The organism is Allobosea sp. P4_C6, assembly GCF_056402015.1.
Window position 1 is genome coordinate 44,832 of sequence record NZ_JBFUIF010000027.1, and the last position, 21,767, is coordinate 66,598.

At 68.2% G+C, this 21,767-nt stretch carries 19 protein-coding genes; 11 read left to right on the forward strand and 8 right to left on the reverse strand.

What is annotated here, in order from left to right; all coding sequences use genetic code 11:
• Positions 1-25 precede the first annotated feature (25 nt).
• The 3 genes from AC1DVA_RS18770 to AC1DVA_RS18780 all read left to right on the forward strand — a co-directional run bounded on the left by AC1DVA_RS18770 (position 26) and on the right by AC1DVA_RS18780 (position 3,194).
• A complete protein-coding gene (locus AC1DVA_RS18770; protein ID WP_265054452.1) occupies positions 26-1,273 on the forward strand; it encodes a coiled-coil domain-containing protein in 1,248 nt (415 codons plus the stop codon).
• Positions 1,274-1,395: 122 nt separating this feature from the next.
• Complete coding sequence (locus tag AC1DVA_RS18775; RefSeq protein ID WP_265054451.1) at positions 1,396-2,334, forward strand: sugar kinase; 939 nt, start codon at positions 1,396-1,398, stop codon at positions 2,332-2,334.
• Entirely contained in the window at positions 2,334-3,194 is an 861-nt protein-coding gene (locus AC1DVA_RS18780; RefSeq protein ID WP_265054450.1) for a TIGR01459 family HAD-type hydrolase, read from the forward strand. Before AC1DVA_RS18775 ends, AC1DVA_RS18780 begins: the two co-directional genes overlap by 1 nt.
• Before the next feature lie 178 nt (positions 3,195-3,372).
• Here AC1DVA_RS18780 and AC1DVA_RS18785 read toward each other — a convergent pair whose 3' ends face one another.
• The 3 genes from AC1DVA_RS18785 to ribA all read right to left on the reverse strand — a co-directional run bounded on the left by AC1DVA_RS18785 (position 3,373) and on the right by ribA (position 8,537).
• A complete protein-coding gene (locus AC1DVA_RS18785) occupies positions 3,373-4,905 on the reverse strand; it encodes an MFS transporter (RefSeq protein ID WP_476806876.1) in 1,533 nt (510 codons plus the stop codon).
• 106 nt (positions 4,906-5,011) lie between these two features.
• Positions 5,012-7,378 carry a hypothetical protein gene (locus AC1DVA_RS18790; RefSeq protein ID WP_476806877.1) on the reverse strand — a complete coding sequence of 789 codons (2,367 nt, stop codon included), beginning with the start codon at positions 7,376-7,378 and terminating at the stop codon, positions 5,012-5,014.
• Between the two features lie 31 nt (positions 7,379-7,409).
• Positions 7,410-8,537 (reverse strand): GTP cyclohydrolase II RibA, encoded by a 1,128-nt coding sequence (gene ribA / locus AC1DVA_RS18795; protein WP_476806878.1) that lies wholly within the window; start codon positions 8,535-8,537, stop codon positions 7,410-7,412.
• Positions 8,538-8,777: 240 nt separating this feature from the next.
• Here ribA and AC1DVA_RS18800 point away from each other — a divergent pair, with 240 nt between their 5' ends.
• Positions 8,778-9,341, forward strand: a complete 564-nt coding sequence (locus AC1DVA_RS18800) for a cytochrome b (protein ID WP_265054446.1) — start codon at positions 8,778-8,780, stop codon at positions 9,339-9,341.
• A 5-nt stretch (positions 9,342-9,346) separates the two neighbouring features.
• Here AC1DVA_RS18800 and AC1DVA_RS18805 read toward each other — a convergent pair whose 3' ends face one another.
• The 4 genes from AC1DVA_RS18805 to AC1DVA_RS18820 are packed head-to-tail and all read right to left on the reverse strand — an operon-like array spanning position 9,347 to position 12,598.
• Positions 9,347-10,186: a class I SAM-dependent methyltransferase gene (locus tag AC1DVA_RS18805; protein WP_476806879.1), complete on the reverse strand. Its 840-nt coding sequence runs from the start codon at positions 10,184-10,186 to the stop codon at positions 9,347-9,349.
• Positions 10,186-11,250 (reverse strand): glycosyltransferase family 4 protein, encoded by a 1,065-nt coding sequence (locus AC1DVA_RS18810; protein WP_265054444.1) that lies wholly within the window; start codon positions 11,248-11,250, stop codon positions 10,186-10,188. Before AC1DVA_RS18810 ends, AC1DVA_RS18805 begins: the two co-directional genes overlap by 1 nt.
• Positions 11,247-11,648, reverse strand: coding sequence for a 6-pyruvoyl trahydropterin synthase family protein (locus AC1DVA_RS18815; RefSeq protein ID WP_476806880.1), 402 nt, complete (start codon positions 11,646-11,648; stop codon positions 11,247-11,249). Before AC1DVA_RS18815 ends, AC1DVA_RS18810 begins: the two co-directional genes overlap by 4 nt.
• Positions 11,649-11,677: 29 nt before the next feature.
• Positions 11,678-12,598 carry a zinc-dependent alcohol dehydrogenase gene (locus tag AC1DVA_RS18820; protein ID WP_265054442.1) on the reverse strand — a complete coding sequence of 307 codons (921 nt, stop codon included), beginning with the start codon at positions 12,596-12,598 and terminating at the stop codon, positions 11,678-11,680.
• A gap of 153 nt (positions 12,599-12,751) precedes the next feature.
• On the opposite strand from AC1DVA_RS18820, the gene mdoH reads away from it, so the two are divergent.
• The 6 genes from mdoH to AC1DVA_RS18850 all read left to right on the forward strand — a co-directional run bounded on the left by mdoH (position 12,752) and on the right by AC1DVA_RS18850 (position 19,297).
• On the forward strand, positions 12,752-14,566 hold the full coding sequence (gene mdoH, locus AC1DVA_RS18825; protein WP_265054441.1) for a glucans biosynthesis glucosyltransferase MdoH: 1,815 nt from the start codon (positions 12,752-12,754) through the stop codon (positions 14,564-14,566).
• Positions 14,563-15,321, forward strand: coding sequence for an FkbM family methyltransferase (locus AC1DVA_RS18830; RefSeq protein ID WP_265054440.1), 759 nt, complete (start codon positions 14,563-14,565; stop codon positions 15,319-15,321). Before mdoH ends, AC1DVA_RS18830 begins: the two co-directional genes overlap by 4 nt.
• 12 nt (positions 15,322-15,333) lie before the next feature.
• Positions 15,334-16,314, forward strand: a complete 981-nt coding sequence (locus AC1DVA_RS18835; protein ID WP_265054439.1) for a hypothetical protein — start codon at positions 15,334-15,336, stop codon at positions 16,312-16,314.
• A gap of 114 nt (positions 16,315-16,428) precedes the next feature.
• Entirely contained in the window at positions 16,429-17,208 is a 780-nt protein-coding gene (otnI, locus tag AC1DVA_RS18840; RefSeq protein WP_265054438.1) for a 2-oxo-tetronate isomerase, read from the forward strand.
• Complete coding sequence (locus tag AC1DVA_RS18845; RefSeq protein WP_265054437.1) at positions 17,208-18,212, forward strand: glucokinase; 1,005 nt, start codon at positions 17,208-17,210, stop codon at positions 18,210-18,212. The genes otnI and AC1DVA_RS18845 overlap by 1 nt, the downstream gene beginning before the upstream one ends.
• A 38-nt stretch (positions 18,213-18,250) precedes the next feature.
• Entirely contained in the window at positions 18,251-19,297 is a 1,047-nt protein-coding gene (locus AC1DVA_RS18850; protein ID WP_476806881.1) for an acyltransferase family protein, read from the forward strand.
• Between the two features lie 106 nt (positions 19,298-19,403).
• On the opposite strand, the gene AC1DVA_RS18855 is transcribed toward AC1DVA_RS18850, so the two are convergent.
• Positions 19,404-19,742, reverse strand: a complete 339-nt coding sequence (locus tag AC1DVA_RS18855) for a hypothetical protein (protein ID WP_265054435.1) — start codon at positions 19,740-19,742, stop codon at positions 19,404-19,406.
• 150 nt (positions 19,743-19,892) lie between these two features.
• Here AC1DVA_RS18855 and AC1DVA_RS18860 point away from each other — a divergent pair, with 150 nt between their 5' ends.
• Complete coding sequence (locus AC1DVA_RS18860; protein ID WP_265054434.1) at positions 19,893-21,704, forward strand: ABC-F family ATP-binding cassette domain-containing protein; 1,812 nt, start codon at positions 19,893-19,895, stop codon at positions 21,702-21,704.
• Positions 21,705-21,767: the final 63 nt, after the last annotated feature.

Here is a 21,767-nt window from a genome sequence, read left to right on the forward strand (position 1 = left end):
GATGCGCTGTCGGGAGCTTTGAGCCTTGATCGAAGCCGCCATGCTGTTCGCACTCGGCTTCCTCTGTGCGGCCCTTCTCGCATTGGCTGCGGTGCCGGCGCTCGCGCGACGGGCCGACCGGCTGGCGCGCAAGCGTGCCGAAGCCGCTTTTCCACTATCCCTCGCTGAAATCGCCGCCGACCGCGATCATCTGCGGGCCGAGCTTGCGCTGCGCATGCGCTCCGTCGAACAGGATGCCGAGCGCGGCTTTGCGGCGAAGGCCGAAGCCCTGCAGGAACTCGGGCGTCGCGACATGACGATCGGCCGGCTCGAGCGCGAGCGCGGCGAGCGCGATGTCCGCATCGAAGAACTCACGATAACGCTTAAGACGACCCAAGGGACGCTCGACGAGACCCGGACGGCCCTTGAACGGGAGCAGGCCGGCCATGCCGAGACCTCCGTCACGCTGGACAAGCGTCTGGCCGATCTTGCCAGCCTGGAGCAGAGCCTGGCTGAGGCGCGGCAGGCCCTGACCGGGACCGGCGCCGACCTGAGCGAGCGCAATGGCGATCTCGCGCGGGAGCGTGAGACGGTCGGGCGGATCGAGAAGCTGCTTGCCGAGCGCGAAAGCGAACTGGCGGCGAGCCGCGACGGGCACCAGAAGCTGCGCGTGGAGCAGGTCGAGGACCGGACCCAGATCATGGTGCTGCAAGGCAAGCGCGACGAGCTTGCCGGCCGGCTGGCTGCGGTGGAGGAATTGCTGGCCCGCAGCGAGGCCTCGTTGAAGGCGATGACGGGCGAGCGAGATGGCGAGCAGGTCCGGGCCGGCGCTTTCTCCGCGCGGGCCGAACAGGCCGAAGCCGGGTTGGCTGCGGCCGATGCGCGGGCGAGTGCGGCTGCCGTCGAGGCGCAGCAACTCGGCACGCGTTTGCAGCAGGCGGTTGCCGAGCGTGCGACCTTGCAGGACAAGGCCGATGCCCTCCAGCGGGCGCTTGCCGCCGCACAGGCCGAGCTGGCCGATACCCGCCGCCGAAACGAGGAAGAGATCACTACCTTGCAGAACAGCCAGCGCGAACGCGAAGGCCAGGTCGAGCTTCTGCGCGCCGAGCTCCAGACGCTCGAAGGCGCGCTCGGCCAGGCCAGGGACGACCGGAACCAGCTCCTCGACGATATGTCGAATCTGCGGAAGGCCGCCGCCGCGGGCGGACCGGCCAATGCGGCCCTGCGCCAGGAGATCGTCCGGCTGGCGGACCGGCTGATGAGCCTGTCGCCGAAACGCGAGGCGGCAGAGTAGCGGCGCAGGCGGCCTCCCGCCGGCTCCCGGCAGCGTCGAAAACCGCTTTCCCCCTGCCGGCTCGATGCTCTAGGAAGGCGGGGCCTCCCGGCGCGTCGGCGCCACCTGAATGGTTTTAAACCGTGACAGACAGCCATATCGATCTTCTGTGCCTGGGCGAGCCGCTCGGCGAGTTCAACGCGACCCGGGCCGAGACCGGCGCCTTCCTGTTCGGGCATGGCGGCGATACGTCCAACTGTGCCGTCGCGGCCGCGCGGCAGGGCATGTCGGTGGGCTATCTCGGCGCGCTCGGCGATGACAGCGCCGGCCATTCGATCCGCGCGCTATGGAAGCGCGAGGGCGTCGACGATGCCCATGTCCCGACGCATCCGACCGCGCCGACCGGCCTTTATTTCGTCGATCACGGCCCGTCCGGCCATGTCTTCTCCTATCTGCGTGCCGGCTCGGCCGCGAGTCTCTACGGCCCGCGCGACCTGCCGCGCGATCTCATCCGCTCGGCCCGCATCGTCCAGGCCTCCGGCATCAGCCAGGCGATCTCGGCCGTTGCCTGCGACGCCGTGTTCGATGCCTTCGAGACTGCGCGCAAGGCCGGCGTGCTGACCGCCTACGACACCAATCTGCGGCTCAAGCTCTGGCCGCTCACGCGGGCGCGGGCGATCATCCATGCCGCCTGTGCGATGGCCGATATCGTGCTGCCCGGGCTGGACGATGCGACGCAGCTCACCGGGCTCAACGATCCCGATGCCATCGCCGATTTCTATCTCAGGCTTGGCGCGCGCGTCGTGGCGCTGACGCTCGGTCACGAGGGCTCGCTGGTCGCGACGCCGGTTCGGCGCGAGCGCTTCCGGCCGATCAAGGTCGATGCCATCGACGCGACCGGCGCCGGCGACTGCTATGACGGCGCCTTCCTGGCCGAGTATCTGCGCACGGGCGATGCCTTCGCTGCCGGCGCCTATGCCAATGTCGCCGCGGCCCTCTCGACGCAAGGCTATGGCGCCGTCGCGCCGCTGCCGCGCCGCGCCGAAGTCGAGGCGCGCATCGCTGCCGAGGCACAAGCCTGATGGCCGTTCAAGTCCTGAAGCGCGCGGGCGACCTCCTTGCCCGCTACGATGTGCTGATCAGCGACGTCTGGGGCGTCGTCCATGACGGGCTCTGGGCGCTGGAGCCGGCCTGCGACGCGCTGATGGCCTTCCGCGAGCGTGGCGGCACAGTGATTCTGCTCTCGAACGCGCCGGGGCCGTCGCAGCAGGTCGCCGGGCTGCTCGACACCAAGCGCGTGCCGCGCGAGGCCTGGGACAGGCTCGTCACCTCCGGCGACGTCACGCGCTCGCTCATCGCGGAGAGCCATCACAAGCGCGCCTATCATATCGGTTGGCAGAGCGACCGGGCGGTCTTCGCCGGGCTCGATGTCGAGCTGGTCGACGAGGAGCGGGCCGACATCGTCGTCGCGACCGAGCTCAACGACTACCGCACCGAGACGCCGGAGCAGTACCGGCCGCTGCTGGAGCGCTTCGCCCGGCGCGGTCTGCCCTTCATCTGCGGCAATCCCGATCTCGTCGTGCATGTCGGCGAGGATCTGCTGCCTTGCGCCGGGTCCCTCGCGACGATCTACGAGGCGCTGGGCGGCACTGTCGCCTGGGCCGGCAAGCCGTATCGCCCGGCCTATGACCTTGCACTGTCGGCGGCGGCCGATGCGCGCGGCGGCAGATCGGTCGAGACCGGCAAGGTGCTGGTGATCGGCGACGCGGTTCGCACCGATCTCGCCGGGGCGCGGCTGATGGGCTTCGACAGCCTGTTCATCGCCGGGGGCATTCATCGCGACGAGACCATGCGCGGCGGCGAGGTCGATCCGGCTGGGCTCGCCAAGGTACTGGACGGGCTCGCCGTCCAGCCGATCGCGGCGATGGCGGCGCTGGCTTGAGATTCCGCTGCCGCGTCGAGTTTGTGAAGCGTGTTGCGTTTCCATTGAAACGCGGGTCATCCCGGGCGACCGGAGGGAGACCCGGGATCCATGCCTGAACCTTTTTCGCAAGCGCTCTGGCATGGATCCCGGGTCAAGCCCGGGATGACGCTGTGGTCCGCCTGAAAATCGGCACCCCTCAGTGCGCGTCGCCGGTACGGGCGTCGCGCAGCGTCGTCACTGTAATGACGATGCAGAGCAGCATGCCGATGATCGACAGGATCGCGGCCGCGCGGAAGCCGAGCATGAAGGCCTCGCTCGCCTGCGCCAGCATCGGCCCGGCCTGATCGGGCGCGAGGTCCGCCGCCAAGCCCAGCGCGCCGCCCAAGGTCGAACGAGCCGGGGCGAGCGCCTCGGCACTGATGCCGGGCACGGCGAGATCCACCATCCTGTTGCGATAGAGTGCGGCGCCGAGGCTGCCGAGCACGGCGATGCCGAGCGCGCCGCCGAGCTCCGCTGATGTTTCCGACATCGCAGAGGCCGCGCCTGTGCGCTCGGGCGGCGCAGAGCCGACGACGATGCCGGTGGTGAGCGTGATCACCGGCGTGAAGCCGACGGAGAAGACCACGGAAGCGGCGACGATCTGCACGAGGCTCGGCGCGAAGGCGAGCCAGACGAAGCCGAGCGCCGATACCGCCATGCCGCCCGCCATCAGCGCCGCGGGTGTGAGGCGGCCGACGAGGGCGGGTGTCACGAAGGAGGCGAGCGTGAAGGCGATGGCCGAGGGCAGCGACCAGAGCCCGGCCTGTAGCGGCGTCAGCCCGGCGACAAGCTGGAAATACTGCGCCAGGAAGATGAAGCTGCCGAACATGAACAGGATGCTGGCGAGGTTGATGGCCAGCGCCGCGCGGAAGGCGGGAATGCGGAACATGGCGAGATCGACCATCGGGTCCGCCAATCGCGTCTGCCGCCGCAGGAAGATCAGGATGAAGCCGAACCCGACGAGGATCGCGGCGGCTGCCAGCCAGTCGAAGCCCTCCGCGGCCCAGTGCTTGACGCCCCAGATCAGCCCGAGCACCGCGGCGAGCGAGAGCAGCGCGCTGAGGATGTCGATGCGGCCTGCATTCGGCGCACGGTACTCCGGCAGCAGGATCGGGCCGATCGCGAGCAGCAGGAGCATCGGCGGCACCGCGATCAGGAAGACCGAGCCCCACCAGAAATACTCGATCAGGAAGCCGCCGACGACCGGGCCGATGATGGCGCCGGCCGAGAAGCTGGCGATCCACATCGAGATCGCGAAGGTGCGTTCCTTCTCGTCGGTGAACATCACCGTGATCAGCGACAGCGTCGACGGAGCCAGCGTCGCCCCGGCAATGCCGAGCACGGCGCGCATGGCGATCAGCATCTCCGAGCTGTTCGAGAAGGCCGCGACGGTCGAGGCCAGGCCGAAGAACGCCGCGCCGACCATCAGCAACCGGCGCCGGCCGATACGGTCCCCCAGCGTGCCCATCGTCATCAGGAAGCCAGCGACCATGAAGCCGTAGATGTCGATGATCCAGAGCAGCTGGCTCGCGCTCGGCTTCAATTCGCGCGTCAACGTCGGTACGGCGAGATTCAGCACCGTGAGGTCCATCGAGTAGATCATGCAGGGCAGGGCGATCGCGATCAGGCCGAGCCATTCGCGGCGCGTCGCCTTTTTCTCATCCTGTATCGGGACGGGCGCCGAAATCATCGTTCACTCACGGTCTTTCGTTCCGGGCACGCCCTTTGCCATGGGAGTGCGGCCGAATCTGGCAGGAGAACGCCACATTAGTTTTTCCGTCTTGGCAGTGAGGCGGCTATCCGGGCTGCGTTGCCACGTGCTGGCGCAGGCGCGCGACGATATCCGCGTATAGCCCTTCGAGCGGCCGGAAGACGAACCGCACGGTCGATTTGCCCGGTGGCACCACGACGGCGCGGAACAGCACGTTGGCGCGCAGCAACTCGGCGGGCCGGCCGTCGATCTCGACCTGCCACCAATGATGCCAGACATCGTTCAGGACGAGATATCCGCCGCGCGGGGCATCGACGGCGAGCGTCACCGTGGTCGTGCCGTAGTCGCGGATCGCGACCGTCGCCGGGCCGATGGCGCCGGTGGGAAGCGGCGGCGGGTCGCGGTCGAGCAGTACGGTTCGGCGCGGGTCGAAACCCTCAGGCCATTGGCCGGTCGTCAGAATGGCGTCGAAATCGGCCTTCTGCGCCTCGGTGACGAGCAGCACGCGCGGCAGGGCGCGCGGGTTCTCGTAGACATAGGCGTCCTTGGTGCGGGCGATCTGTCGGAGATCGCCGGGTTTCAGCGTCTTGTCGATCTGCTCGACGGGCACCCCGGTCGCGATGAAGCGCAGGCCCAGCATGTCGGCGAGCAGCGAGCGATAGCCCGGCATCAGCGCCGAGAAGGTGCGCTGGTCGGGCAGGGCGACATGGTCGCCGGCGCCGGTCGCCTTGCTGTAGAGGCTGAGCCGTAGCGGATTGTAGCCCAGCGTGTTGTCGAGCTCGTGGACCAGGCTGGCATTGGGCCAGTGGAAGTCGATGGCAGCGAGCTCGATGCGGTCGCGCCGGTCGGGTGCGGCGGTGCGGCCGGTCTCGCGCTTCAGGAGCGCGATGGTCTCGTTGGTGCTGTCCTTGCGCAGCACATCGTACATCTGCGGCGGCAGGGCGGTGGATTCGCTCGGGCCGTTATTGACCGACAGGTCCATGACCAGCGTCGCGGCGATGACGACCGCGGCCGCCAGCGCCGAGCCGCGCTGTGCCAGGCCGCGCGCAGCGACGATGCCGCCGAGCGTAAGAACCCCGCAGAGCACTGCAATGACCAGCGGTGTGATCGCGACCGGGATGCGCCCGACCGTCCAGGCGAGCCAGGCGGCGAGGGCGAGCACCACGGCGAAGATCAGGGCCTCGATGGCGATCTGCCAGGGCCGTGCCTTCGGGGCCGTTCCGGTCATGACGAGATGGGTCRGGTAGCCCCCGAGCAGGGCGAGCAGGGCGCCGAGAATGAACAGCGCATCGGCGGGACGGCGGTAGAAGCTGACGCCGGGCAATTCGAACAGCAGCCGGAAAGCGGGGGTGTAGCGGCCCAGCGCGAAGAGCAGCACGACGAGCGCCGCGACGCTGAGCGCGACGACCTCCCGCCGCCAGAGCGCGCCGCGGACGAGGCCGATGGTGAGGATCAGCCCCATCGGCAGCAGGCCGAGATAGAGCTGGCTCATGTTACGGGCGAGATAGAGGCCGAGCGGTCCGAAGCGGGCTTCCCAGGCCGGGCTCGGAGCGCCCCAGAAATCCGCCAGCGGCCCGGCGGCGCCGTAGAGATTGGCGATCAGGCCGGTGAGCAGCGCGGCAGGGTGCAGCGAGCCCTTGCCGGCCTCGACGAAATCGATGACCGGCCGGTTCGATTCCTGCGCGATGAAGGCCGTCAGCAGAATGGGAATGGTGGCGACGAGGATTGCGCCGAGCGTGCCCGCGAGCAGGGGCCTCAGGCTGGCCCGGAAGGCGCGCCAGGGGCTGTTCGCCATCAGGATGGCGGCGATGACCAGCCCGGCCAGCACATAGACGCCGATCAGCGCCACCTGATCGCGGCCGAGCACCATGAAGCCCGACATCAGCCCGGCAGCGAAGCCGTAGCCGACGGAGCCGCGCTCCAGCGCGCGGGAGAGCAGGAAGAGCGTGACGGCGAAATAGCCGAGGCTGAGCACCTGCCCGACATGCTGGATGCGCCAGGAGGCGGCCGCGCCGAAGGCGAACGACATGGCCGCGACGACGGCGCCGGCCGGATGCCAGCCCCGGTCGCGGAAGACCATGACGATCGCGAATGCGCCGAGCAGCAGCGTCCCAAGCACGGCGCCGTCGCTCCAGCGGAAGTCGGGCGCGGGATTGAGCGCGGCGATCAGCGCGAAGGAGGGCGAGAAGATCAGCGATTGCGGATCGGCGACCTGCGGCGAGCCGGAGAAGACATAGGGCGTCCAGAAGGGCGAGAGACCGCGATGCCAGCTATCGGCGAGGAACTGGAGCTGCGGGTGGAAATGCGCCTTGGCGTCCCAGGGTATGGTGACAGCGCCCGAGAGCCAGGGCCAGGACAGAGCAAGCCAGGCGAGGGCGACGATGCAGAACACGCTGGCGAGCGGCCAGCGTGTCGGAGCGTTTTCGAATGATGTCGTTTCGGGCACCGGCATCAGCCTGGCCTGATCGAAATCCGAAAGGCCGTCAATCCGTCGGGGCGGCGCGCGCCATCAGCGCGTCCATATCGATGAAATGGCCGGCGCGGTCCCGCTTCGAGGCGAGATAGCGGACATTGTGGGCATTCGGGCGGCCGAGCACGCGCTGGCTGGCGGCGACCTCCAGGCCCGCCGCCTCGATCGCGCCGATCTTCTGCGGGTTGTTGGTCAGCGCGACGACGCTGGAGACGCCGAGCTGCTTCAGCATGGTCGCGGCGAAGTCGAAATGGCGCTGGTCGAGATCGAAGCCCAGCACCTCGTCGGCGTCATAGGTGTCCCAGCCCTGGCTCTGCAGCTTGTAGGCGCGCATCTTGTTGGAGATGCCGTTGCCGCGGCCTTCCTGGTCGAGATAGAGCAGGATGCCGCCATCGTTCTCCGCCATCCACTGCACGGTTTCGCGCAGCTGGTCGCCGCAGTCGCATTTCAGCGACCCGAAGAGATCGCCGGTCAGGCAGGCGGAATGCAGGCGCACCGGCACGGCGGTCGAGAGATCGGGCTTGCCGACGATGATCGCAACCTGGTCGCGCAGGCCCTCGCCGCCACGGAAGACGACGAATTCGGTCTCCGGCGCGCCTTCCAGCGGCACCGGGGCGCGGCCCACGATCTTCAGAGAAGCCGCCTGCTCGGCACGGTAGCCGTTCACGGCGTCGAGTGTGACCTCGACCAGCGGTTCGCCGGCGATGTCGGCGGCACTCACGGGTACGGCGATGACGGCCGGAAGGACGAGCGAGAGGCGGGCGAGTTCCAGCGCAGCCTCGTCGAGGCCCGATGCCGGCGCGATCGGCGCGTCCATGCGCCCATCGAGCTTGAGGGCCAACGTCTCGATGCGCGCCTGGTCGATCGTGGGCAATGCGAAGATGCCGCTCTCGCTGCGCCCCTTGGCGCCAAGGCGGCGCAGCCGCGCGGCGCTCAGGACGAGGTGACCGCCGCCGCGCGCGAGATCGTTGACCCCGCGCACCAGCTCTCCGTCGGCCAGCTCCGCCGACAGGGCGAGCGCCAGCCGGCCACCGTTACGCAGCAGAACGGGGCGACCGGCGCGAAACTCGGCGATGGCCCGGTCGACCTTCACGAGAGCGGTTTCGAGGGAGGGGCCAAAGAGCGTACGCGACTCAGGCATCGAAAAGTCCGTCAGATTGGGCCGGGCGTGCGGCCGAGGAGCATCAGGAGGCACCATCGAGCATCGATATAGGGGTTCTTGATCCGCCCTTCCAGCAACGTTCCCGAAACGACGCGGTTCCACGGCAAATAGCGCGCGGTACCGCGGAAGCGGGAACCTGACCGAAGCAGGTTCGTATAGGCTGATGAGCTTGAACGTGAGATGAATGCCTTCCCCAACGGCAAGGCCCGGAGGCTGCCCATGCAGAAGGAGATGCCGCCTGGCGACCGCTACAGTCCGATCGCCCGTACGCTGCACTGGATCACGGTCGTTGCGGTCTTCGGGATGACCCCGGTGGGGCTGACGATGAGCTACCGGGGCAACGTGCTCGATATCTGGGACGGGCTGACCAATGGCCTCTATAGCGCTCACAAACTGACCGGTTTCCTGCTGCTGTGGCTGACGGCGGGCAGGCTGATCTACCGCGTGCTGCATGGCGCGCCGCCGGACGAGCCGACGCTGGAATGGTGGCAGAGGGCCAGCTCCCACCTCGTCCACTGGCTGCTCTACGGGCTGCTGCTCGTCGTGCCGTTGCTGGGCTGGATCGGCGTTTCCCTGTATCCGGCACTGGACATATTCGGTCTGTTCAACCTACCGGCCCTGGCCATACCGGACGAGGCGGCGGCGCAGCGGGTGCTCGGCATCCACGGCAAGCTTGCGCTGACGCTCGGCGCGCTTGCAATCATGCATATCGCGGCGGCGCTCTACCACCGGCTCATCCGCAAGGACGGGGTGCTCCGGCGGATGTGGCCGGGGCTTGGATAGGACGGTCAGACGGGGCGCGCCCAGAGATCCTGATGGCCGATCCGGACCGACTGCGCTTCGCGGCGTGCCGATAGCCAGCCATCGACGGTCGCGGGGTCGACCCGCCCGGTCTCCCGCACCGCTTCCGCGATCCCTTCCGCCAGCGCTGTGCCCAGATCGGCCCGGCTCTGGTCGATCAGCCAGCTGCTGTCGCCCGTCGAAACCGCGAAGCCGGATTTGCGGAAGGCCTCGGCCATGACGTCGCAGGCATCCGGGCCGGCGGCAGGGCCGAAGCCCTTGTCGCCGCGCTGATGGTCGGTAAAGGCGATGTGAATGCCGCTATCGGCCGGATGCCGGGGCTTCCAATCCTCGCGGCCATCATAGGTGAGCACGGTGTAGAGCGGCAGGCGCTGGCTCGCGAGGGCCGCGACGAAACGCTCGAGCCAGCGCCGCGACGTCAGGTCGAAAAGGGCTGCGGCCGTGACGAGGTCGGGCTGCCAGCCCAGCACCCATTCGAGATCCTTGTTGAGGTCGACCTTGCGGGTGTCGACTGTGATGGTCTTGCTGCCCTTGGCCAGGACGAGCTCCTCGCCCTGCTCGCGCGCCTCGTCCGCCCAATCCGTGAGACGCTCGCGGGCATGGGCCAGCAATTCGGGGTCGTGGTCGACGAGGGTCCAGTGCTGGCGAGCGGGCAGGGCGGCATAGGAGCCGCGCAGGTTCGAGCCGCCGCCGCAGCCGAGATCGAGGATGGAGAGCGAAGCCCGGTCCGAGAAATAGCTGCCGACCGCGGCGAGCACCTGCGGATTGCGCGCCGCGTGATCGGCAGACTCGCGCAAGGCGAGCCATTCCGGAGAGAAACCAGCCATTACCCCACCTCTCGGCTGCCGTCGCGCAGGCAAGCCCCCGCGACGATACGTGCGGTGTCGCGCCAGCGCGGCAAGGCGCGGGCACCCGCCCATGCGGCGTCGGCGCGTTGCCGACGCTCAGCCGGCGCATCAACCAGTTTGGCAAGGGCCTTGGCAAGTGCCGCAGGGTCGCGGGGCGGCACTTTGAGGGCGGCGGCATCAGGCAAGGCGTCGGCGCCGGCGCCGCTCAGCGTGCAGACGATCGGCAGGCCGCGCGCCAGCGCTTCCGTCAGCACCATGCCGTAGCCTTCGTACAGGGACGGCATGACGAAAAGATCGGCCTTGTCATAGAGTTCACCAAGACGTTCCGGGTCGGCTGCTCCGGCAAGCAAGATGCGGTCCGCCAGTCCGGCCGAACCGATGCGCGCCTCGATCGCGTTGGCGGTTTCGGGCGCGTAATCCGGGGAGCCGGCTATGGTGAGATGCCAGTCGCGATCCGCGATCCCGGCCAATGCCTCGATCAGAATGTCATAGCCCTTGCGGGGAATCAGTGAGCCGACAGCGAGCAACTTCAGCGGCCCGCGGCCACCGCTGCCGACAGCCCGAGGCGCGGGGTCTACGCCGGGTATGGCGATGGCGATGCGATGATCGGGCACGCCGAAATCGGCTGCGAGAGTGCCGGCTGTCGCCGGGCTCGTCACCGCGACGGCGCGGGCGTGGCGCAGGGCGGCGCGCTCGCTTGCACGCAAGGTCTCGACCTGTTCGAGGGACAGCCCGGTTTCGAGGGTGAGGGGATGGTGGACGAGGGCAACGAGGCGATCGGCGAAGCGGGCGGCGAGCGCTTCGGGAAAGGCGCCGAAGGCCAAGCCATCGATCAGCAGGATGTCGTTCGGAGCGGTCGCGGCGAGGAGTTCTTCGGTCGCGGCGAGATCGGCCTGGCTGGGGGACGGGAAGCTGCCCGGCAAAGCCAGGTGCCGGGCCTCTATGCCCATCTCGCGCCATTCCCGCAGCAGACGGCGATCGTATCCATAGCCGCCGGTCGGCAGGTCGATATCGCCGGGGATGGCGAAGACGATGGCGCTCACGCCAGCGCGCTCTCGTAGCTGGCGCGGGCGAGGTCGGTCTCGTGCAGCGTCACACGGATCTTGGCGAGGCCGGTGCCATTGGCACCGAGCGCGCCGGACTTCGCCGCGGCGGCCATGGCATCGAAGATGTGCTTGCAGAGGAATTCGGTGGTGGTCAGCACGCCGGCGAATTGCGGCAGGGCATCGAGGTTCTGGTAGTTGAGCGGCTTCAGCGTCTTGCCGAGGACATCGAGCGCGGCGCCGATGTCGACGACCACGTTCTGCCGGTTCAGCGTCTCACGGAAGAAGGCGACGTCGACCACGAAGGTCGCGCCATGCATGTTCTGCGCAGGGCCAAAGAAGGGATCGGGCAGGGAGTGGCCGATCATGATGCGGTCGCGGACTTCGACGGAAAACATGCGGGCTCCCGGGGATCAGCTTGGGTCGATCAAGGCTGCGCTTCATAGCAAATCGCGGCGGTCAGGCCAGCGGCACCGGGCGCCAGCAGTTCCGGAACGCGCTGCGGCGCATCCCGGAACGCGATCTCGTCGGTGATCAGCGCGTCGAGCCTGTCATCGGCGAGAAGCGCCATGGCGGCCCGCGCGCGTCTTGCATGGTCCCAGCGCGCCCGGTGCGACGCGGCGACCATGCCGACCTGGGAGGAGACGAGCTGGAGGCGGCGCGCGTGGAAGGCGCAGCCTAAGGCGGCCGGCACGGTTCCCTCGCCATACCAGCTCATTTCGATGATCCGCGCCTCGGTGCCGGCGGCCGCGACGGCCGTGGCGAGGCCAGAGGCCGTCGCGCTGGTGTGGAAGACGAGATCGGCGTCTCGCGGGGTGGCGTCGGGCAGGGCGAAGCCGAAGCCGAGCCGGGCAGCCAGTTCGGCGCGACCGGGCTCGATATCGACCAATGTCACCTCGGTGCCCGGCAGGCGCGCGGCGAGCCAGGCGACGAGCAGGCCGATGACGCCCCCGCCCACCACGACGATCCGGTCGGCCGGGCCCGAGCCGGCGTCCCAATGAGCGTTCAGGGCGGTTTCCACATTGGCCGCAAGGATGGCGCGCCGTGCAGGAACGGTGTCCGGCACCATGATCAGGCTGTGGCGCGGGACGATGAAGCGGTCCTGGTGCGGGTGCAGGCAGAAGACGATGCGGCCGAGCATATCGGACGGGCCGGCGTCGACGCGGCCGACGGCGCAGTAGCCGTATTTGACCGGGAAGGGGAAAGAGCCTTCCTGGAACGGCGCACGCATGCGCTCATGCTCGGAGGCGGGCACGCGCCCCTCGAAGACGAGCCGCTCGGTGCCGCGGCTGAGCCCGCTCCACAAGGTGGTGACGAGGCAATCGTCCGGGCCGGGGACGGACAGCAAGACATCGTTCAGGTTGCATTCACGAGATGCCGTATACCAGAGCGCAAGAGCCTTTGCCCTTGCGTCAATCGTGGTGGCAGGCTTTAGCTCCCGCGCCATCGCGTCCGATCCCGTCCGTCCGAGCCTGTCTGCCTCTCCATGACAGAGACCGCCATGAACCAGCGTCCCGCTCCGACCACGTTCCAGCGGGCGGCGCAAGAGGTAGACGTAACTGGCCTGACGCCGGCCGGGTTGCAGGACGAGGCCGTTCTCCGCAGGCGGCGCCGTCTCGTTCTTACCTTGAATCTCCTTACATTGGCCGCTCTGCTGGCCGGGTTCGCCCATGTGCTCGCTGCCGGTGGCTGGACCGTGGCGGATGTGGCGATCTTCGTGGCCTTCCTGTTCGGTGCGCCCTGGACCGTGCTCGGCTTCTGGAATGCCGCGATCGGGCTCTGGCTGCTGCATGCCCGCAAGGACGGGCTCGCCGAGGTCGCTCCCTTCGCCGCGGCCGGCGAGCAGGCGACGCCGCTCGCGCTGCGCACCGCCGTGCTGATGACTCTCCGCAACGAGGATCCGGCCCGCGCCTTCCGCCGGCTCAAGGTTGTCAAGGACAGCCTCGACGCTACTGGCGAGGGGGTCTGGTTCGACTATTTCGTCTTGTCCGACACCAACGACCCGGCGGTGGCTGGCGCCGAGGCGGCGCTGGCCGAGGCCTGGTCCCGCGAGATCGGCGAGCCGGCGCGCCTGACCTATCGCCGCCGCGCCGACAATGCCGGCTTCAAGGCCGGCAATCTCCGCGATTTCTGCGAGCGCTGGGGCGAGCGCTACGAGCTGATGTTGCCGCTCGACGCCGACAGCGTCATGGCGGGCGAGACGATCCTCGGCATGGCCCGGATGATGCAGGCGTATCCGAAGCTCGGAATCCTGCAAAGTCTGGTCGTCGGCATGCCCAGCCACTCCGCCTTCGCGCGCATCTTCCAGTTCGGCATGCGCCAGGGCATGCGGCCCTATACGATGGGCTCCGCCTGGTGGGGCGGAGATTGCGGGCCGTTCTGGGGGCACAACGCGCTCGTGCGGATCGCGCCGTTCCGCGATAGCTGCCATCTGCCGGTTCTGCCGGGCGGGCCGCCCCTCGGTGGCGCCGTGATGAGCCATGACCAGGTCGAGGCGACGCTGATGCGCCGGGCCGGCTATGAGGTGCGCGTGCTGCCGGTCGAGGGGGGAAGCTGGGAGGAAAACCCGCCGACCATGCTCGATTTCGCCAAGCGCGACCTGCGCTGGTGCCTCGGCAACCTGCAATATCTCAAGCTGCTCGACCTGCCCGATCTCAAGCCGATGAGCCGCTTCCAGCTGGTCTGGGCGATCCTGATGTTCCTCGGCCTGCCGGCCTGGACGCTGATGATCGCGCTGCTGCCGCTCAAGGTGCTGGAGGACCGGGTCGTCGCGGATTACCCGGTAGCGTTGGCGGTCGGTCTCTATGTCCTGTTCCTGGCGATGTATCTCTCGCCCAAGCTCGCCGGCTTCGCCGATATCCTGCTGACCAGGGGAGGCGTAGGCCGCTATGGCGGCGCGGCGCGCTTCCTCGCCTCGGCGGTGATCGAGGTCCTGTTCGCCTTCCTGCAGGGCGCCGTCTCGAGCTTCCGCACGACGCTGTTCATGATCGGTCTCGCCTTCGGCAAGGTGCGGATCGGCTGGAACGGGCAAGCGCGCGACGCCTATGCGCTGTCCCTCACCACCGCCTTCGCGGGCTTGTGGCCGCATCTGCTGTTCGGGGCCTATCTGTTCGTCGCGCTCGGCGCCTTGTCGCCGGCAGTGCTGCTGTGGTCGCTGCCCTTGACGGCCGGCTACGTGCTGGCCATTCCTTTCGCGATGCTGACGGCGTGGCCCAGCGCAGGCGCCTGGCTCGCACGACAAGGGCTCTGCGGCATTCCCGAGGATTTCGACATGCCACCGGTGCTGGCGACCATCCGTGACGGGGAGAGGGCATGAACGCCATCGCCTATCCGAAGGGAACGGTGAAGGCGCTTTCGCGCTCCTTGCGCATCTATCATGGCGACAAGCAACGCAACGCGGCGATGGACCGGCTCTACGGGACATTCCTTGCGCCCGGCGATCTCGCCTTCGACATCGGCGCCCATGTCGGCGACCGCATTTCCTCCTTCCGCAGGCTGGGCGCCCGCGTCGTTGCGCTGGAGCCGCAGCCGGGTCCGGCCCGCGTCGTCCGCCTGATCCACCGGCGCGATCCGCTGGTGACGCTGATCGAGGCGGCCTGCGGCGATCACGAGGGCTCGATCGCGCTCAAGATCAACAGCGCCAATCCCACGGTCTCGACGGCCTCGGCCGCCTTCATCGGCGCCGCGGTCGGGGCGCGGGGCTGGGAGGGGCAGGTCTGGGACCACGAGATCACGGTGCCCTGCACTACGCTCGACCGGCTGATCCTGCGTCACGGGTTGCCCAGGCTGCTGAAGATCGATGTCGAAGGCTTCGAGGCGCATGTGCTGGCCGGGCTGACCAAGGCCGTGCCGGTGATCTCCTTCGAATTCACGACGATCCAGCGGGAGGTCGCGGAGGCCTGCATCGCGTTGCTGGAGACGCTCGGCCCCTATCGTTTCAACGTCGCGATCGGCGAGAGCCAACAGCTCGAATTGGCCGCGCCGGCGAGCGCCGACGCCATGGGCGATTATCTGCGCGGCTTGCCTCATGCGGCCAACTCGGGCGATGTCTACGCCATCCTTCAGAGCTGAGATCGAGACCTCATGACGTTTTCGCGCCTGCGCGCCGCCGCTTTCATCACGATTCTCGCCTGCATTGCCGGCCCGGCCATCGCGGCCGGCGATATCGCCGTCGAGGTCAAGAACGAATCCGAGCCGGTGCTCTGCGCCGAAAAGGACAACGTCACCATCAAGGCGATCTCCCCGGAGGTCCGGCGCTTCCAGATCGAGGCGGCGCATCCGGCCTATATCTCCGGGCTCGTGCGCGACAACTGGGATGCGGACTGGGCGAATTGCGACATGAAGGGTGATCCGTCCTTCGCCGCGCCGACCCCGCCGCGCCGCGTCACCTTCTGGGAGACGGTCGACTACTGGCTGGTCGGCTACACCTTCCCGACCTTCTGGCGCCCAGCCGACACGACCTTCCGCGTCGGAGACCGGGTCGAGAAGGGGCTGCATCTGGTCCAGCTCTGGAAGCTCGGCAGAGACAAGTCCTACGAGGTGCTGGTCGTCTATCCGCAGGATGGCTACTGGCGCGCCCGGCCGATGCCGCCGCAGCATCTCGGCTTCTCCTCCTACGGTTCGTCCTTTCTGTTCGGCCCGATCGAGCAGGACGGCCGCCCGGTGGTGAACATCAGGGAGATCGAGTTCGATCCGCAGACGATCTCCTTCAAGCTCAACTTCAAGGACGGGTCGGCCGGTACCCTCAAGCTCGACAGCGTCGACGAGAACCGGATGGTGCTCGACGCCGTGCTCGACAAGCCGGTGACCGGGGGCAGGGCCTTCGTCGCGCTGCGCTCGATGTACGTCACCGAGTTCAACAACGACGTCGCCCGTATCGCGGTGCGCGAGCCCGGTGCCAAGGGCTGGCGCGAGGAGCCGCTGATGCCGTTCCAGGGCGGCAAGGCGACCGACATCTGGACGGGGCGCACGACCCATTCGCGTCACAACACCTCCTCCCCCGACATGGTCTTCCGGCACTTTTCGGCCGATCCGAATCCGCCGCCGAAGCCCGAGAAGAAGTAACGGGCAGGAGACCGCGGCGGAACGCATTCCGTTCCTGCCGCGTTTGGCCATGACGCGGCCGGCTCAGCGCGCTAGCTTGCCGCTATCGCTATCGCTTAGCCTGCAGAGATATTCATGCCGCGTTTCGCCGCCAATCTTTCGATGATGTTCACCGAGTGGGACTTCCTGGACCGCTTCAAGGCAGCCGCGGAGGCCGGCTTCGAGGCGGTGGAGTTCCTGTTCCCCTATGAGCACAGCCCCGAGCAGGTGGGGCTCGCGCTGGCCGGCGGCGAACTGGAGCAGGCGCTGTTCAATCTGCCGCCGGGCGATTTCGCCAAGGGCGAGCGCGGCATTGCTGCGCTGGCCGGGCGCGAGGACGAGTTCAAGGCCTCGGTCGACAAGGCGCTCGAATACGTCCACGAGACCGGGGTCAAGCGCCTGCACATGATGGCGGGGCTCGCCGATCCCAACGATGCGACCGCGCAGAAGACCTATCGTGCCTCGCTGGCCTATGCCGCCGACAAGCTCGCCGAGCACGGTATCGATCTGCTGCTGGAGCCGATCAACGGCAAGGACATGCCGGGCTATTTCCTGAACGATTTCGACCAGGCGGCGGCCTATATCCGCGAATCCGGCCGGTCGAACGTCAGGCTGCAATTCGACATGTATCACTGCGAGTTGATCCATGGCGATGTCTCGGCCCGGCTCAAGGCGCTCTATCCGCTTGTCGGCCATGTCCAGATCGCGCGCGCCGACGGTCGCCATGAGCCCGATGCGACGGGCCCGGACTATCCGAAGCTCTTCACCGAGCTCGACGGCCTCGGCTATGACGGCTTTGTCGGCTGCGAGTACCGGCCGGAACACGGCACGCTCGAAGGCCTCGGCTGGTTTGCGCCCTGGCGGAAGCCGCTCTGATGCGGCCGCCGTCGATATCCTATCCGGTGCTCGTCGCCGACATCGGCGGCACGAACTGCCGGCTCTCGCTGGTTTCCGATCCCGAGAGCCCGCACCGGCCGCTCGCGCGGATCGGGACCGGGAGCCATCCCACCGCCGAGGCCGCCTTCGCGACGGTGCTCGGCGAATTGCCGGAGAAGCCCCGCTCGGCGGTGCTCGCCGTCGCCGGCCCGCTCGATGGCCGGCGGGCGCAATTGACGAACGCGGTCTGGAATCTCGATGGACCGCGGATGGCCGAGGCCCTCGGGCTGACCCAGGGCCTGCTGGTCAATGATTTCGAGGCCTTGGCGGCGTCGCTCGCCGTCCTCGGCCCGGGCGATCTCGCCACGCTGGTCGAGGGGCGTCCGGAGCCGGATGGTATCAAGCTGGTGCTCGGCCCCGGCACGGGCTTCGGTGCCGCGGCGCTGCTGACGCATGGCGAGCGGGGCATGCTGATCCCGACCGAATCCGGCCATATCGGCATCGGACCGGAGGACCAGACCGAGCAAAGGATCTGGCCGGCACTGACCGATGGCGTGCCGCGCCTGACGGTGGAGCATCTCCTGAGCGGCGACGGGCTGGTGCGTCTGCACAAGGCGGTGGCACGGACCTCGGGCATGCTGGAGGCGGAGGTGAGCGCCGCCGACGTGTCCCGGCTGGCCCATGACGGCGATCCGGCGGCGCTGATGGCGGTGGTCTGCTTCTGGCGCCTGCTGGGGCGGGTCGCCGGCGATCTCGCTCTCGTCTTCAAGGCGACCGGCGGCGTCTTCATCGCCGGCGGTATCGCGCCGCATCTCCTGGGGCTTGCAGATAAGCCCGCTATCCGTTCCGCCTTTGCCGGCAAGCCGCCGATGGAGGAACTGGCCGGGCGTTTCCCACTCCATGTCATCACCGCGAAGGATGCGGCCGAGCAGGGACTGGCCGCGATCGCGGCCAATCTTCATCGCTTCGGCCTCGACGATCCGAAGCGGCTGTGGTTTGGCTGAGCGCGTCCCGCTCCTCCGATCGCTTCCCCCAGGTCCGCGTGCAGCCCATCTATTCGAGCCAGGTTCTGCGCGCGCTCGCGGCTTTCATGGTCGCGATCCATCACGTTCAGCCCGATGCGGCGGCGCTGGCCGAGCGGGCGGGGCTGAGCTTCACCCGCAGCGACCTGCTTCCCTGGATGGCCGGCGTCGATATCTTCTTCGTCGTCTCCGGTTTCATCATGGTCCATGCCTCGCAGGACCTGTTGGGCCGGGCAGGAGCCTCGCGCCTGTTCCTGAAGCGCCGGCTGGCGCGCATCGTGCCGCTCTACTGGGCGATGACGACGCTGTTCCTGCTGGTCGGCCTTGCCGTTCCGGCGCTGCTCAACTCGGGCGTGCCGAGTTTGACGCAGATCCTCGGCTCCTACCTGTTCTGGCCGACAGTCTCGACCCAGGGCTTCGTCCAGCCGGTCTATTCGCTGGGGTGGACGCTGAACTACGAGATGCTGTTCTACGTCCTGTTCGCGGCCGGGCTCGCCCTGCCGCTGCGCTGGACGCTGCCGGTGGTCGCTATCGTGCTAGCCGTGTTGGTTGCGGCCGAGAGTTTGGCAGGCCCGCTGCAATTGCCTTTCGGCTTCTGGGGCCAGCCGATCGTGCTCGAATTTGCCGCCGGGATGGGCATCGCGATTCTCAGGCGGAAGGGGCTGCGCCTGCGTGGCGCGGTGCGTGTCCCGGTCGCGGCGGCCGGCGTCGCGGTGCTGATCGCGGCGGCTCATGTGCCGGGCGCGGACGGCCCGTGGAGCAGCGTGCTCTGGCGCGGCGGCGCGGCAGTGCTGCTGATGCTCGCGGCGGCTTGCGGCCGCGAGGGCATCGTCACCCCCAAACCGGTGAAGGTGCTGGCGACGGTCGGCGACGCCTCCTATGCGCTCTATCTCGTGCATCCCTTCGTGATCCGGGGAATGCGCGAGGTCGCATTAAGGATCGGGTTGCATGCGCCGGCGCTCTACATCCCGCTCGCGCTGGCCGGCGCCGTCCTGGCGGCACTGCTGGTCTATCGCTTCTTCGAGAAACCGGCGACGCGGCTGGCGCGGCGCTGGCTCGGAAGCTGAGGCGGTCGTCATGCTCGGCTTGACCCGAGCATCTCGGAAGCCCGTGTCTTCTCGTCCTGAGCTTCTCGGGTTGGCGCTTCGCTTCGCCCGAGAATGACGGCGGCACTCAGCTCAGCTTCATGCCCTTGAGCGACTGGCCGACGACGCCGTTGTCCTTTCGCCGCTGCGCGCGTTTGGCCTTGATCGTCTCGACATGCTCGGGCTGTGGAAAATAGCCACGCTCCATGACCTCGAGCGAGTATTCCTCATAGGTCAGGCCGAGCGCCTCGGCCTTCTCCTCGCGGCGCAAGGCGATCTCGCGCGGCTTCTTCCAGGCCTTGCGGTGGGCGAAACGCCAGTCGAAATAGCGGCCGATGCTGCCCTTGCCAGCGGCGGAGCGACGCTTGCGTTCCTTCAGCGGCGGGCCGCCATTATGGCCGATCCCGATGGGGCGTTCGCTGGGCATGGCTTTCGGACTCAAAACGACGCTCCGCATCACGATAAGGGCCGACACAACTCTGGCAAGCGCCGTGCCATGGCTTGCCAATCTGACTTGCGGGCGTGACAGGGCGGCGGCGGCGGTCTATCCGGCAGGCTTAAGATCACAGGACGGACCATGGCCCCCTTGCTGCACCTGCGCGATGTCGCGCTCACCTTCGGCGGACAGCCGCTGCTCGAAGCCGCGGAGATCGCGGTCTCGGCAGGCGAGCGCGTCTGCCTGGTAGGCCGCAACGGCTCGGGCAAGTCGACCCTGCTCAAGATCGCGGCGGGGCTCGTCGAGCCCGACCATGCCGACCGTTTCGTCCAGCCCGGCTCGACCATCCGCTATCTGCCGCAGGAGCCGGACTTCACCGGCTACAAGACCTCGCTCGCCTATGTCGAGGCGGGCCTCGGGCCGGGCGACGACGCCTATCGTGCGCAATATCTGATCACCGAACTCGGCCTGACCGGCGAGGAGGACCCCGCCACCATGTCCGGCGGCGAATCGCGCCGGACGGCGCTGGCGCGGGTGCTGGCGCCGGAGCCGGACATCCTGCTGCTCGACGAGCCGACCAACCATCTCGACCTGCCCGTGATCGAGTGGCTGGAGCAGGAGCTTAAGTCGCTTCGCTCCGCCATGGTGCTGATCAGCCATGACCGGCGCTTCCTGACCTCGCTGTCGCGCGCGACGATCTGGCTGGACCGCGGCCTGACAAGGCGCATGGACAAGGGCTTCGGTGAGTTCGAGGCATGGCGCGACGAGGTGCTCGCCCAGGAAGAGCTCGACCGCCACAAGCTTGACCGCAAGATCGCGCGCGAGGAGGACTGGCTGCGCTATGGCGTCAGCGCCCGGCGCACGCGCAACCAGCGCCGGCTCGGCGAACTCCACGCCATGCGCGACCAGCGCCGCACGGCCCGCAGCGCGGTCGGCAACGTCCGGCTGGAGGCGAGCGAGGCGCAGACCTCCGGCAAGCTCGTCATCGAGGCCATCGACGTCGCCAAGGCCTATGGCGACAATGTCGTGGTCAAGAACCTGTCGCTGCGCGTCGCGCGCGGCGACAGGATCGGCATCGTCGGTCCCAACGGGGCCGGAAAGACCACGCTGATCAATTTGCTGACCGGGGCGCTCAAGCCCGATTCCGGCAAGGTGAAGCTCGGCACGGCGCTTGAGATGGTGACGCTCGACCAGCGCCGCGAGAGCCTCGATCCGGCGACGCCGCTCGGCGATGCGCTGACCGGCGGCGGCTCCGATCAGGTCATGGTCGGCGGCCAGCCGCGCCACGTCATCGCCTATATGAAAGACTTCCTGTTCCAGCCCATCCAGCGCGGCACGCCGGTCGGTGCGCTGTCGGGCGGCGAGCGCGGCCGGCTGATGCTGGCGCGCGCGCTCGCCAAGCCATCCAACCTCCTGGTGCTGGACGAGCCGACCAACGACCTCGACCTCGAAACCCTCGACCTGCTGCAGGAACTGCTGGCGGATTATCAGGGCACGGTGCTGCTCGTCAGCCATGATCGCGATTTCATCGATCGTGTCGTCTCTGCCGTACTGATCTCGGATGGCGACGGAGTCTGGACCGAGTTCGCCGGCGGCTATTCCGACATGCTGGCGCAGCGCGGACGCGGTGTCGGCGCCAAGGCGAAAGTGGTTGAGAGGGCGCCGGCTTCTGCGCCGAAGCCTGCAGGCGCTCCGGCGTCGGCCGCCTCGGCCTCCAGGCGCAAGCTCTCCTTCAACGAGAAGCATGCGCTGGAAACGCTGCCCAAGAAGATCGAGACGCTGCAGGCCGAGGCCGCCAAGCTCAACACCGCCATGGCGGGCGATCTTTACACGCGCGATCCCAAGCTCTTCGCCAGGGCGACCACGCGTCTGGAAGAGGTTGCGCGCGAGATTGCCGATGCCGAGGAGCGCTGGCTGGAGCTGGAGATGCTGCGCGAGGAGATCGGGGCGTAGTTCCCGCCGTCATGCTTGGGCTTGACCCGAGCATGACGGAGACCAGCCTTCTCTCGTCACGAG

Excerpts from the sequence above, each read along its gene's own strand:
- AC1DVA_RS18780 (WP_265054450.1), top strand. The coding sequence starts at position 2,334 with ATGGCCGTTCAAGTCCTGAAGCGCGCGGGCGACCTCCTTGCCCGCTAC.
- AC1DVA_RS18785 (WP_476806876.1), bottom strand. The coding sequence starts at position 4,905 with ATGATTTCGGCGCCCGTCCCGATACAGGATGAGAAAAAGGCGACGCGC.
- ribA (WP_476806878.1), bottom strand. The coding sequence starts at position 8,537 with ATGCCTGAGTCGCGTACGCTCTTTGGCCCCTCCCTCGAAACCGCTCTC.
- AC1DVA_RS18800 (WP_265054446.1), top strand. The coding sequence starts at position 8,778 with ATGCAGAAGGAGATGCCGCCTGGCGACCGCTACAGTCCGATCGCCCGT.
- AC1DVA_RS18805 (WP_476806879.1), bottom strand. The coding sequence starts at position 10,186 with ATGGCTGGTTTCTCTCCGGAATGGCTCGCCTTGCGCGAGTCTGCCGAT.
- AC1DVA_RS18815 (WP_476806880.1), bottom strand. The coding sequence starts at position 11,648 with ATGTTTTCCGTCGAAGTCCGCGACCGCATCATGATCGGCCACTCCCTG.
- mdoH (WP_265054441.1), top strand. The coding sequence starts at position 12,752 with ATGAACCAGCGTCCCGCTCCGACCACGTTCCAGCGGGCGGCGCAAGAG.
- AC1DVA_RS18830 (WP_265054440.1), top strand. The coding sequence starts at position 14,563 with ATGAACGCCATCGCCTATCCGAAGGGAACGGTGAAGGCGCTTTCGCGC.
- AC1DVA_RS18835 (WP_265054439.1), top strand. The coding sequence starts at position 15,334 with ATGACGTTTTCGCGCCTGCGCGCCGCCGCTTTCATCACGATTCTCGCC.
- otnI (WP_265054438.1), top strand. The coding sequence starts at position 16,429 with ATGCCGCGTTTCGCCGCCAATCTTTCGATGATGTTCACCGAGTGGGAC.
- AC1DVA_RS18845 (WP_265054437.1), top strand. The coding sequence starts at position 17,208 with ATGCGGCCGCCGTCGATATCCTATCCGGTGCTCGTCGCCGACATCGGC.
- AC1DVA_RS18855 (WP_265054435.1), bottom strand. The coding sequence starts at position 19,742 with ATGCCCAGCGAACGCCCCATCGGGATCGGCCATAATGGCGGCCCGCCG.
- AC1DVA_RS18860 (WP_265054434.1), top strand. The coding sequence starts at position 19,893 with ATGGCCCCCTTGCTGCACCTGCGCGATGTCGCGCTCACCTTCGGCGGA.